Source organism: Shewanella sp. DC2-4 (assembly GCF_013248875.1).
In the GTDB taxonomy this organism is placed as follows: Bacteria; Pseudomonadota; Gammaproteobacteria; order Enterobacterales; family Shewanellaceae; genus Shewanella; species Shewanella oncorhynchi.
In genome coordinates this window covers 3,526,010-3,537,854 of record NZ_JABRVR010000002.1, presented here as the reverse complement: position 1 = coordinate 3,537,854, position 11,845 = coordinate 3,526,010, and the positions used below count along the sequence as shown (strand labels likewise).

Sequence of the window (11,845 nt, the reverse complement as noted above, 5' to 3'; positions counted from 1 at the left end):
TCACCCGCTATGGCTGACGAAGTTTCGTATCCCGTTGTTTAAAAAATGTCAGTTCTCGCTTTATTTTCTCAGCGTTCAGTTTTTTGTTTACTCAATTCGAGCAAGGCCTTGGCCGCCGGTGTTAAAGGTAAACTTTGACGCCAAATAAGCGCCAGATCCCATGTCATTGCGGGCTGCATAGGTTTAAAGACCAGTTTACTGGTGCTTAATCGATTGCAGATAGGCTCAGGTAAAATAGCGACGCCCATATCGGCTTCGACCATGGCGGCGAGGAAATCCCACTGACCGCTGCGAAAGGCAATATTGAGTTGAACACCTGCTTTGCGACTGAGGCGACTAATCAGTTTAGCAAGGGAGAAGTCTTCGTTGTAGAGGATAAAAGGATAGGGTTGGAAGTCCTGCCATTTTAAGTGGTCTTTCTCGGCTAAGGGATGTCCTTCAGGCAGGCATGCGAGTAAAGGGTACTTAGTTAGGGGTTGGTTGACGAGTTCTGTTTCATGGGTCGTGGGTAGCGCGGTAAAGGCGATATCGAGACTGTTATTGAGCAATGCTTGTTCGCAGCCGAATCCACCGTACTCATACATGTGTAGTTCAACTCCCGGATAACGCTTACGATAGCTAGTGAGCAAACCAATAATAAGACTGCTCATCATAGGACATACACCCAGTCGCAACCGCCCCGATTTGAGGCCGCTAAGGTTACTCATGTCCTCTTGCAGTCTATGCCATTGGCCGAGAATTTCCCGTGCACTGTGCTCAAAGAGCTGACCAGCTTGAGTTAACTCAACCTTTTGGTTATTCCGGATCAGCAAGGTTTCACCAAGGCTTTCTTCAAGTCTCTGGATTATTTTGCTTAGTGTCGGCTGGGTGATAAAACATTTCTGCGCGGCGCGGGTAAAGTTTTCAGTTTCCACTAAGGTCAGAAAACACTGTAAGGTCTTGATTGGGATGTTCATGCTCAAATGGAATCCATATTATGGAATTTATTCATTTTACTAATGATAGCCTAAGTATTACTTTGACCTTGTTAACAAAACAGGGGAATACCGATGAAATCAAGTTCAAGTCTGTGGGTAGGTGCTTTGTGGCAGGCGGCTATGCCTGTGGCAAAAGATGTGCAAAACGCTAAAGCGGCGCAAGTAACTAAAACGGCTCCAGCGGGTGATTTGCATAAAGCAAAACAACAAGTAAACCCAGCCTAGGCTGGGTTTTTACTTTTCTGTGTTTTAGATTCTGCTCTTATTTTCATCTCCCTCGATTCTCACTTTGCCTTTTTAACTTCTGCTCAATCCCTTCCTTGATGAAAGTACTGTTCAGCAACGGACGCTGAGCCAGCGATAGACGTTTAGTTATCTATTTTATTCACTCGAATACTTCACTACTGATAGCAAAGCCAACTCATTAGGATAGGACGCTTAAATAGCAAAAAGCCACCCTAATCAATTCGGGTGGCTTGGCTTTGCAGGGGATGGAGATTTACTTGCCGGAGAACTGATTCTCGACGAGTGGTTGCTTGTTTTCGGCCTGAGCGACATGGCATTGAGTACAGAAATAGTTATGCCCGTTCACTGTGCCTTTATCATCAATCACGTGGGACTTAGCTACTGGCGTGGCTTTCATGCGTTTTGCCTTGTCCCAACTATGGCAGCTTAAACAGCCATTTTTATCTAAGGTGATCTTGTAATCGTCCTTATGTGGGATGAGCGGGGGTTGTTCGCTAAAACTGCGCTCAATGGCGGTGCCGCGACTAGGATAAATCGCCATGGCATCGGCTGGGCGAATGTCGGTGATCGCCATGTTTCCTGCGAGGGATTGAATATTAACTGGTGCTACGTTGGTGTCGGTTTGCTGACCTGAACAGCCGGTAATGGCGACGAGTAACGCAGTTAAGGTGAGTATTTTTCTCATTGGTTATTCTCCGCCTTGAAGACTTTCACTGGGCATTTTTTAAAGTCAGTTTCTTTTGACAGGGGATCGGTTGCATCCAATATCAGTTTGTTGACTAACTGGCGCGCATCGAAGAAAGGCATAAATACTACGCCGCGTGGCGGTTTGTTACGGCCTTTGGTTTCAACTCGGGTTTTCACTTCACCGCGCGGTGAGGCCACTATGACTTCGTCACCACGTTGTACGCCGCGAGCTTTCGCATCTTCTGGATGCATGAAAATTTGCGCGTCGGGGTAGGCACGGTAAAGCTCTGGTACGCGGGCTGTCATCGAGCCTGTGTGCCAATGCTCCAGCACGCGGCCAGTCGACATCCATAAATCGTATTCTTCATTCGGCTCTTCGGCGGCGGGCTCATAGGGCAGGGCGAAAATCACCGCTTTGCCATCTGGCTTGCCATAGAATTTAAAGCCTTCACCCGCTTTGACATAAGGATCGCTCCCCTCAACGAAACGACGCAGCGTTTCTTTGCCATTAACGACTGGCCAGCGTAGGCCGCGGGTTTCATGGTAACGGTCAAAGTCGGCTAAATCATGGCCATGGCCACGACCGAAAGCTGCATATTCTTCGAAAATACCTTTTTGCAGGTAGAAACCGAAGTGTTCGCTCTCATCGTTTAATTCGGCTTTGCAATCGGAAATTGGGAACTTGTCGATCACGCCATTGGCAAATAGCACTTCATATAAGGTTTTATCCGCGTATTCCGGTTGTTTGGCTATCAGTTCGGCTGGCCAGACTTCGGAGACTTTGAATCGTTTCGAAAATTCGACTAGTTGCCACAGATCTGAGGTTGCGCCTTCTGGGGCTTTTACTTGCTGATGCCACATATGAGTACGGCGCTCGGCGTTGCCGTAAGCTCCTTCTTTCTCGACCCACATTGCCGTTGGCAAAATTAAATCTGCCGCCATGGCTGTGATGGTTGGATAAGGATCTGAAACCACGATAAAGTTTTCTGGGTTACGAAAGCCAGGGTAAATCTCATCGTTGATGTTAGGGCCTGCCTGCATATTGTTGGTACACATGGTCCAGTAACAGTTGAGCTTGCCATCTTTGAGCATACGGCTCTGGAGTACGGCATGGTAGCCAGGTTTTGCGGGAATGGTCCCTTCAGGCACTTGCCATAGCTTTTCGGTAATGGCGCGGTGCTTGTCGTTAGTGACTTCCATATCGGCGGGTAAACGGTGGGCGAAAGTACCGACTTCACGTGCAGTCCCACAAGCCGAAGGTTGACCTGTTAACGAGAATGGACTGTTACCTGGAGTGGCAATTTTGCCCGTGAGTAAGTGGATGTTGTAAAGCATGTTGTTCGCCCACACACCGCGAACGTGTTGGTTAATGCCCATGGTCCACAGACTCATGACTTTAACGTTAGGGTCGGCATAGGCTTTGGCTAAAATCTCCAGCTTCTCTGGTTCGACGCCACTCATCTTGGCAGCATATTCCAGCGTATAAGTGCTGACAAACTTGGCATACTCGTCAAAGCTAATGGGCGTGGATTTACCATTGCCTGGATTTTTAGCTTTTTTCTCTAATGGATGTTCTGGACGCAGGCCATAGCCTATATCGTCAACGCCTAAGGCAAACTTAGTGTGTTTGCTAACAAAGTCGGTATTAACTGCTTTATTTTCAATAATGTAATTGGCGATATAGTTGAGGATCACTAAGTCCGACTGTGGGCGGAACACCATAGGGTTATCGGCTAAATCGAAGCTGCGGTTCTCAAAGGTCGACAGCACATGCACTCGGCACGTTGGACTGCTTAAACGTCTATTAGAAATTCGTGCCCACAGAATTGGGTGCATCTCCGCCATGTTTGCGCCCCAGAGCACAAACTGATCGGCGGCTTCTAAATCGTCATAACAACCCATGGGCTCATCGATACCGAAGGTGCGCATAAAGCCGCCTACGGCTGAGGCCATGCAGTGGCGCGCATTGGGATCTATATTGTTGGTAAGGAAGCCTGCTTTATGAAGTTTAGAGGCGGCATAACCTTCCCAAATAGTCCATTGGCCGGAGCCAAACATACCCACTGACGTCGGACCTTTGGTGGCGAGACTGTGTTTCCATTTCGCGGCCATAGTATCGAAGGCCACATCCCAGCTGACTGGGGTGAACTCACCTTCTTTATGGTATTTGCCGTCTTTCATCCGCAGCAATGGCGTGGTTAATCTGTCCTTGCCGTACATGATTTTTGATAGGAAATAACCTTTAATACAGTTAAGGCCACGGTTGACTGGACTTTCAGGATCGCCCTTAGTGGCGACCACTTTGCCCGCTTGGGTGCCCACTAATACGCTACACCCCACACCGCAGAAACGGCAGGGAGCTTTATCCCACTTGATACTGTCAGCTTGTTCGGCGGCTTCGACCATCTTAATGGGAAGTGTGACGCCAACGGCCGTCGCAGCGGCAACCGCTGCGTTGGCCTTGAGAAACTCGCGGCGGCTTATGCTCATAATATTTCCTCACTCTCTTGTACTAAGGGTTCTACTTGGTGGTAAATCAAGCTGGCAGATAACACGCCGGACAGGGCATTGATGGCTTCAATATTGTCAAGAATCGCTCTTTGGCTACTCCCTTCTAGGGTAACGACCAATTTTCCTTCGGGTGTAATTGCATGAATATCAGTACCCACTAATGCACGGATATTGGCTTCAACCTGCTGTAAGGTTTTAGGCGTGGCATGCACCACAAGGCTGGTGACGTGGTATTCCTGACTCATATTGGATGACCTGTAGTAGCGTAAACTCGGTTACTTAAGATTAAAAAGGAGGGTAACCGAGTGCTGATACTGGCGAGTCTAGACCTGATAAAAAATGTGGGTATACCTCACAAGAGGTATTGAAAGCGATAGTCGATCCGGATCAAAGTTTTGCGAGTGATCTAACTCCCAGTTTGATATTTAAGCGGTTAGCACTGTCCTCACTAGGACATAGTGAGGAGTACATTTATGGAGAATACTATTGTGTATATCTGGAACCTGTGAACATTAACGGAAGCACAAGTGTGTAGATAGGAATCCTATACTTTTTACCAGTTACAGGTGTTTATAAAATTTCTGGGTAAGAGCAATAGCTGACGTGCATGCTTGCGAAATCCTGCGATAGAACATATTTAGGAACAATTAGTTATATTCACATTGTTTAGTATATATAAGACGTTAATAGCCCGTTAGCTCCATATAACCCGTACCTGTATGGCTGCCAGAGAGTTGCACTGGGCCTTCCCAGTAGGGCGTTGATAATGGCATAGCGCTATTGGCATTGAGCGGGGTGATAGTGAGATCGATATTTTCGCTGGGGATTTTTACTTGCCAGCTAACGGGATAGTCGCCATTGACTGTGTGTTGCCATTTAAGAGGCGTCATCTGAATGTCATTGGGATTGTCAGTGGAATTGATGTTGCGCCCTGTACCATCGGCAAACATTCTTCTGGCGCTATAAAATGCCGAGATAGGCGCATTCTTTGTGTTCTCTGCTGGCGACTGATCCCGTAGCTGAAACAACATCAGCGTCGAGTCATCGTTTAACCTGAGCGCGAACCAATCCCAGCCCTGTTGCGTTTTAGTGAGAAATTGCGAGCTCCATTCCCTGTCGAGCCAACCTTGGCCTGTGACTTGCTCCACTTTGCCATTGCGGTTGATTTCACCTGAAATTTCAATAAAGGGCTGGCTGTAATAGTAAGAGGCTACTTGGCCATCGTGACTTTTAAGGCTATAGCCGTTAACGCCTTGGTATTGCAGTGGTGCTTGGCTATTCAGCTTAAGTCGGTAGCTAAAATCAGGATTCTCCACCGTTAAGGTGGCGGGAAAGAGTGCATTGGTTTCGCTCTGCCAGTGCCAGTTATCGAGGCGGATTTGATAAGGATCTAATTTCACCTCGGCAAACTTGCTATGGCGGCGTGACCACTTTTCGTGGGCCAAGTGAGCATTACTCGAGGTTAATGCACTGTGGGCTAAATAAAGCTGCTGAGTCTCCCAAGTGGATTCACTTTTAGCTATCACATCTGTTCCTTGCGGAACTGTTGTTTGTGGAGCGATTGTTTGCAGAGTTGTTTCTTGCGGAGCAGGGGGTTTAAGGGCGACTCTAAACTGCGTCCACTGGGCGCCGAGTTGCTCACCTTTTTCTGTGGTCAAATTCGCGGTTAGATACCACCATTCTTGGCGAAAACTGTTATGTGCTAAGTGATCCCGCGGAAATTCAAATTTATAGCCGGGAACAACAGGCGTAAAAGCTAAATCATCTTGATTAGTAGAGGTTTTCCCCACCACATTGGCCATGGATTTGGACTGAGTGTTTTGCGTCGATGGCGTTTTATCGCAGCCGCCGATCAGCATTAACCCAACCACTGCCCATACAATACTGAGTGTTTTCATCACAGTGTCTCCTGCTGCAGACTGGCGACCAGTGGTTTACGGGTTTGCCAATACAGCGGTAAGAGTACGGCTAAGGTGCAGGTGGTTAAGGCAATCAGTATTGCATGGCCATAGGCTTGCCAATCCCAAATCATTTTTATCGTCCAGCCAAAGGCTTGCAAGGTGATCTTATTAATAAGCAGGTAACCTAACAGCGCGCCCGTTGGCATAGCGAGCAGGCAAGTGATCAGTACCACAATCAGCATTTGCATAAACACCATACCGCGCAGAGCATTACGACTGACGCCGAGGGAATACAGCCGTGCCAGTGGCGCTTGCCTTGCCTGAGTCAACATTAAGCAGGCACTAAAGAGGCCAATCGCGGCGACAATCAAGGTTAAACTATTCAACACTAAGGTAATGGAAAAAGTGCGTTTAAACATAGCGATAGCTTGGGTTTTAATCTTAGTTTGGCTGTAGATTTGTGCTTGGGATAAACCTAGCTCAGTCGCCAGTTGGACTTGTAGTTGATCGAGTTCTGCTTCACTTATCCTACTGCCTTGCTCTTTACCGTGAAAACTTGCGGCTAAACTGACTGGCAGTACAGGTAACTGGGCCCGTTGCCAAAGTGGCTGGCTGATAATGACCTCGTTTCGGGTATTGCCGTGGTCATAATAAATGCCGCCGATAATGGCTTTGCTGTTACCTGTTTTCTCGAGCACATCCAATGACACAGTATCACCAAGCTGTAATTGGTATTTGATGGCAAGAGGTTCGCTCACCAATACAACGGGTGCATTAAAGTAGGATTGCCACAATGTGGGCAGGCTTTCCTTAAGCGCACTGGTGTGCCGAGTCGAAAATTCATCGCGGCTGAGTAGGCTCACCGGAATCGTCTGCTCGCTCGGATTATCCGTCGAAACTGGCAGTGAAAGCTGGGCTTCAATCTGCCACTGCTGATAAAGACCGCTGACTCTAGGATCGTGCATCAATTGGGTTTGAATCGTGTCGATATGCTGGCTCGGTGGGCGGATATAGAGATCGGCATGCAAGCGGGTTTCTAGCCAAGTCCGCAGGGTTTGCTCGAAGCTTCCAACGAGGGTGTTCATCGACACATTGGCACTGAGCGCCAGTAAGATCGCCATCATTGCAAGGGAAAGCGGTGCAATAAGCTCACGGGTTTCGGCGAGCAGATATTGCCATAATCCGGGACGTGCCAAGGGCATTAACGCACTGACGCCCCAATGCAATAATTGCGGCAACAATAAGGGAATAGCGATAGCGACGATACCGAGCAACACTAAGCTGATGTTATAGTTTTGGCTGAAGGGAAACAGCAATGCCGCTAAGGTCAATAAGCCACAGGCTAAGGCAAATTGAATGCTATGGGTTTTGCGGTGTGCCTGCATTTGCTGATAACGATTCGCCCCTTGTGCCAATGCTTGGCGCGTAAGATCTAAATACAAGGGCAAGCAAGCGGCGAGCGCGGCAATTAAAGTGAGGGCAATTGCCTCAAAAAGCCAAGTCCATTGCCAAATACCGGGGAGTAAGTGGGCGCCATACATTTGCTCTAAGGTCATGGCGACCATAGGTTGCAGCCAGTGGCTGAGTTGCAAACCACTGATAAAGCCCAGACTTGAACCTATGACAACTAACAAAATTAATTCGAACATCAGTGCCGTCATCAAGGCGCGGCGCTCAATTCCCTGTTGTAATAACTGTACTAACAATTTTTGCCGCTTCATTAGGCTGTAGCGCACACCGTTATAGGCGATAAAGAGGCCGACAACGAAGGCTAACATGCTCATGGCATTAAGATTAAGGTGAAAACTGCGGGTCAGCGCTATCAGCGCTTGGCCTTGATCTTGCTGGCTAAAGCTGGCCTTTTGCGGCGTAATCCCTAAAGCGTCGAGTTGGGATTTTAGTTTAGGTAGGTTTTCTCGTTCACTGAACATGGCGATATAGCTCAATCGGCCTTGCATGTTTAGTAATCGCTGGGCGAGGGACATATCGGCCAAGATGGCGCTGCCGAGACCAAAACTGTCATCAATTGCAATGACATCTAAGGTGCTATTTTCTAAAATAAGTTTACCTTCTGGTGCCACTTTGGCAGCTAGGCTGCGGCTCATGATTACTGTGGCTGCGCCGCTGAGGAGATCGGCAAGCGGTAAGTCATTCATCTGTGGCGAGGTAGCTGATAGTGTGTCGGTCGAGGCGTTACTTCTCGATTTTTGTAGTGTTAATGCAGCGATCAAATCGCTGCCTTCCAGTTGCCAGAACTGACCGTTTTTACCGGAGATTTTGCCACTCACGACGGCGAGACTCTGACTTAATCCGGCTCGTCTCAAGGCGAAATAGACAGATTCATCTAAAGTGTTTTGTCCAAGGGGCGGCGTGAGTAGCACATCGGCGCGTTGGCTCAAAAGCTCTGTCGCCTCGCTATAGCTGCGCACGGCATTGTCGTTGGTTGCCTTGACTCCAATGAGCAGAGTCACAGCTAAGGCGATACCGAGCAGAATGGCACCTGCTTGTATGGGCGCATGGCGATAATGGGCGATAAAAACCTTTAGGCTGAGCCACGTCAGCCTAAGCCCCGAGGGAGTCGCCTTAGTGAGCAGTTTATTGTTCATAGATAGCGACTGCACCTTGGGATAAATGCCAACGTTTTTGCATAAAGGCGGCGCATTCTTCGCTGTGGGTGACCATCAAGATACTGGTTTGGCTTTCCCGTGCCAGTTCACACAGTAGTGCCATCACTTGTTTGCCTGACACATCATCTAAGTTACCCGTAGGTTCGTCGGCCAGTAGCAAGGTCGGTTTATGGGCTAAGGCGCGGGCGATGGCGACACGCTGTTGTTGACCGCCTGACAGGGCTTCAACTTGCCGATGAAGTAGTGGCATCAGCCCAAGTTTTTCAACCAGATAGTCACACCAAGGCGACCATGGCTGCGCGGTTAAACTTAAGGAGAAGGCGATATTGTCTTTCACGTTGAGTGGCGTGAGTAAGTTAAATTGCTGAAACACGACACCTAAGGAATTACGTCTGAAACGGCTCCAATCTTTGTCTTGCCAAGTGGAGGTGGACGCTTGTTCTAGCAAGATTTCACCCGAGTCTGGCGTTTCAAAGCCGGCGATCAGGTTGAGTAAGGTGCTTTTGCCGCTGCCGCTGGGACCTGTAAGCGCCACGGTTTCACCTCTGTGGATCTGTAGATTAACCGCTTGCAGTACTTGATGATATTGCTCACCATCGCGAAAGCCTTTGGTGACTTGGTTAAGCTTAGCGACGTCGGCCATTGAGCAACTCCTTTATATCCATTGGCGGCGGGTGTGGTAAGCCGTGTTTCAAACTGCGGCGGCAACTTACTTAGTGGCCGCAATTTAGCATTGCCATTCTATGTTCAAGATAAAGCATTTTCTATTCAGATAGATACTGATTTTTCTTGTAATAGGATCATCTACTGAGTAACAAAACATAAATCGTCATTTGGTGTAAAAATAGTCAACTGGATTAAATCCTCCGCGAACTGTGAGCAAACGGCTTGAGCTGACGCCGCATTTGTTGCATTCTGTGCGTCCTGTTAGCTTGGGAGTAAATCTCAATCTAGCAATCCGTTCGGATGAAGGTAGCAGGAGAGTGGGGAATTGACCCCACACCGACGAGGCAACTTTGGTTTTACAGAAGCGAGTCTTCTTATAAAAACAAAGCACTCTTTCAGGTGCCGATAGGCGTGGACTGTTACTGGACGAGCCTCTGGAGAGACTACCAGTTGCACTCATTGTGCAATCAGGTGGCGCCGAAGGCGAAAGTGTCGTGGTGTTATTGTATAACCTGCGACGCGAAACGCTCAGGCAAAAGGACAGAGGAGAGGATGACTGCACAGTCCCTGTCGTTTGTCGTCGTGGGCTATTTTTACTCTTTTGCTTGAGATGGAGCACTTTTACTCTTATTGAAAGCACTCGTGTAGAGCTCTCGCTTGCTACGCTTTTAGCGTTCAGCTTAGGCGATTCTCGGCCGAGATTAGGTCAAAATAGCTCGCTATAGCGTCCGACTGCGGCGCGTCACAGCCATTTCTTTTCCTCCTCCGTTTATTAATTTTGTTGTTTAATATTCGAGGAATATCATGAGTTTTCAAGCTTTACTTGCCAGTATTAATGGCATCGTCTGGGGCCCAATTACCCTTTGTTTGCTGGTGGGTACAGGGGTTTACCTCACTGTGCGCCTCAAGCTTATCCAAGTATTTCGTCTGCCGATGGCGATGGGATTGTTGTTTAAACCCGCCAAAGGTCATGGGGATTTATCTTCCTTTGCCGCGCTTTGTACTGCGCTGTCCGCCACTATCGGTACCGGTAATATTGTTGGCGTGGCGACGGCAATAAAAATGGGTGGCCCTGGGGCGTTATTTTGGATGTGGCTGGCGGCATTTTTCGGCATGGCGACTAAATATGCTGAATGTATGTTGGCGGTAAAGTACCGTACCACCGATGCTCGTGGGCAGATTGCGGGTGGCCCTATGTATTATATCGAGCGCGGCCTTGGTCTGCCTTGGATGGCGAAATTGTTCGCTCTCTTTGGGGTTGGTGTGGCCTTTTTCGGTATCGGTACTTTTGCACAGGTTAACGCCATCAGCGATGCACTGACGATTGCCTTTGAGGTGCCGACTTGGTTGACTGCAACTGTGTTGACTGTGTTAGTTGCCGCAGTCACTTTGGGTGGCGTAAAGCGCATTTCAAATGTGGCGCAAAAACTTGTGCCTGCGATGTCGATTGGTTATGTGCTGGCCTGCGTGTGGATCTTAGTCGGTTTCTCCGAGCAGATTTTACCCGCCTTAGCTTTAGTGATTGAATCTGCCTTTACGCCACTCTCAGCTGCGGGGGGCTTTTTAGGGGCGACAGTCGCGCAGGCGATTCAAATCGGTATTGCCCGCGGTGTGTTCTCGAACGAATCTGGATTAGGTAGTGCACCCATTGCCGCCGCTGCCGCTAAGACCAATGAACCCGTTGAGCAAGGTCTCGTCAGTATGACGGGTACTTTCTTCGATACTATTATCATTTGCACTATGACGGGGTTAGTGCTGATCATCACTGGGGTATGGAGTGGTGAGACGGCAGGTGCTGCGATGACGAGTGCTGCTTTTGCTCTGGGAGGCTCAGCGCTTGTGGGTCAGTATTTGGTGACGATTGCGCTAGTGTGTTTTGCGTTTACCACGATTTTGGGCTGGCATTATTATGGTGAACGCTGTTGGTATTACTTAGTCGGTGAGCGCGGATTACGCATGTATCAAGTGGTGTTTTTGGTGCTGATTGCGGGTGGTGCTTTTATCAAACTGGATGTGATTTGGTTGTTGGCTGATACGGTTAATGGTTTGATGGCTATCCCTAACTTGATCGCTATTGTGGGATTGAGGCATATCATTATCGCCGAAACCCAAAGCTATTTTGCTCGTATTTTACCTAATCAAACCTTAGAGACGGCTTCTTAGAGACGGCTTATTAGTGTTTTTAAAACAATAAATTACTTCACATTATTTTAACTTTGACATTGTCGCC

9 protein-coding genes and 1 riboswitch are annotated in these 11,845 nt (G+C 48.3%); of the genes, 2 read left to right on the top strand and 7 right to left on the bottom strand.

The features are described from left to right. Positions 1-68: 68 nt before the first annotated feature. Complete coding sequence (locus HQQ92_RS16135) at positions 69-956, bottom strand: LysR family transcriptional regulator (protein WP_173246755.1); 888 nt, start codon at positions 954-956, stop codon at positions 69-71. Positions 957-1,049: 93 nt separating this feature from the next. Here HQQ92_RS16135 and HQQ92_RS16130 point away from each other — a divergent pair, with 93 nt between their 5' ends. After that, complete coding sequence (locus tag HQQ92_RS16130) at positions 1,050-1,202, top strand: hypothetical protein (protein ID WP_081729124.1); 153 nt, start codon at positions 1,050-1,052, stop codon at positions 1,200-1,202. Positions 1,203-1,476: 274 nt separating this feature from the next. Here HQQ92_RS16130 and napB read toward each other — a convergent pair whose 3' ends face one another. The 6 genes from napB to HQQ92_RS16100 all read right to left on the bottom strand — a co-directional run bounded on the left by napB (position 1,477) and on the right by HQQ92_RS16100 (position 9,592). Then, positions 1,477-1,908 carry a nitrate reductase cytochrome c-type subunit NapB gene (gene napB, locus HQQ92_RS16125; RefSeq protein ID WP_173246752.1) on the bottom strand — a complete coding sequence of 144 codons (432 nt, stop codon included), beginning with the start codon at positions 1,906-1,908 and terminating at the stop codon, positions 1,477-1,479. Then, positions 1,905-4,400, bottom strand: a complete 2,496-nt coding sequence (gene napA / locus HQQ92_RS16120) for a nitrate reductase catalytic subunit NapA (protein WP_173246749.1) — start codon at positions 4,398-4,400, stop codon at positions 1,905-1,907. Before napA ends, napB begins: the two co-directional genes overlap by 4 nt. Then, positions 4,397-4,666 (bottom strand): chaperone NapD, encoded by a 270-nt coding sequence (locus HQQ92_RS16115; RefSeq protein WP_071940060.1) that lies wholly within the window; start codon positions 4,664-4,666, stop codon positions 4,397-4,399. The genes napA and HQQ92_RS16115 overlap by 4 nt, the downstream gene beginning before the upstream one ends. A gap of 438 nt (positions 4,667-5,104) precedes the next feature. Then, positions 5,105-6,319, bottom strand: coding sequence for a lipocalin-like domain-containing protein (locus tag HQQ92_RS16110; RefSeq protein ID WP_173246746.1), 1,215 nt, complete (start codon positions 6,317-6,319; stop codon positions 5,105-5,107). Next, the gene (locus tag HQQ92_RS16105; protein WP_173246743.1) at positions 6,319-8,928 is read right to left on the bottom strand and encodes an ABC transporter permease; all 2,610 of its coding nucleotides are present in this window, start codon (positions 8,926-8,928) and stop codon (positions 6,319-6,321) included. The genes HQQ92_RS16110 and HQQ92_RS16105 overlap by 1 nt, the downstream gene beginning before the upstream one ends. Next, positions 8,918-9,592: an ABC transporter ATP-binding protein gene (locus tag HQQ92_RS16100; RefSeq protein ID WP_173246740.1), complete on the bottom strand. Its 675-nt coding sequence runs from the start codon at positions 9,590-9,592 to the stop codon at positions 8,918-8,920. The genes HQQ92_RS16105 and HQQ92_RS16100 overlap by 11 nt, the downstream gene beginning before the upstream one ends. 447 nt (positions 9,593-10,039) lie before the next feature. Continuing rightward, positions 10,040-10,169, top strand: a riboswitch (glycine riboswitch). Between the two features lie 250 nt (positions 10,170-10,419). Here HQQ92_RS16100 and HQQ92_RS16095 point away from each other — a divergent pair. Continuing rightward, complete coding sequence (locus HQQ92_RS16095; RefSeq protein ID WP_173246737.1) at positions 10,420-11,778, top strand: sodium:alanine symporter family protein; 1,359 nt, start codon at positions 10,420-10,422, stop codon at positions 11,776-11,778. Positions 11,779-11,845 lie beyond the last annotated feature (67 nt).

Coding starts and splice junctions, on each gene's coding strand:
- HQQ92_RS16135 (WP_173246755.1), bottom strand. CDS start 956: ATGAACATCCCAATCAAGACCTTACAGTGTTTTCTGACCTTAGTGGAA.
- HQQ92_RS16130 (WP_081729124.1), top strand. CDS start 1,050: ATGAAATCAAGTTCAAGTCTGTGGGTAGGTGCTTTGTGGCAGGCGGCT.
- napB (WP_173246752.1), bottom strand. CDS start 1,908: ATGAGAAAAATACTCACCTTAACTGCGTTACTCGTCGCCATTACCGGC.
- napA (WP_173246749.1), bottom strand. CDS start 4,400: ATGAGCATAAGCCGCCGCGAGTTTCTCAAGGCCAACGCAGCGGTTGCC.
- HQQ92_RS16115 (WP_071940060.1), bottom strand. CDS start 4,666: ATGAGTCAGGAATACCACGTCACCAGCCTTGTGGTGCATGCCACGCCT.
- HQQ92_RS16110 (WP_173246746.1), bottom strand. CDS start 6,319: ATGAAAACACTCAGTATTGTATGGGCAGTGGTTGGGTTAATGCTGATC.
- HQQ92_RS16105 (WP_173246743.1), bottom strand. CDS start 8,928: ATGAACAATAAACTGCTCACTAAGGCGACTCCCTCGGGGCTTAGGCTG.
- HQQ92_RS16100 (WP_173246740.1), bottom strand. CDS start 9,592: ATGGCCGACGTCGCTAAGCTTAACCAAGTCACCAAAGGCTTTCGCGAT.
- HQQ92_RS16095 (WP_173246737.1), top strand. CDS start 10,420: ATGAGTTTTCAAGCTTTACTTGCCAGTATTAATGGCATCGTCTGGGGC.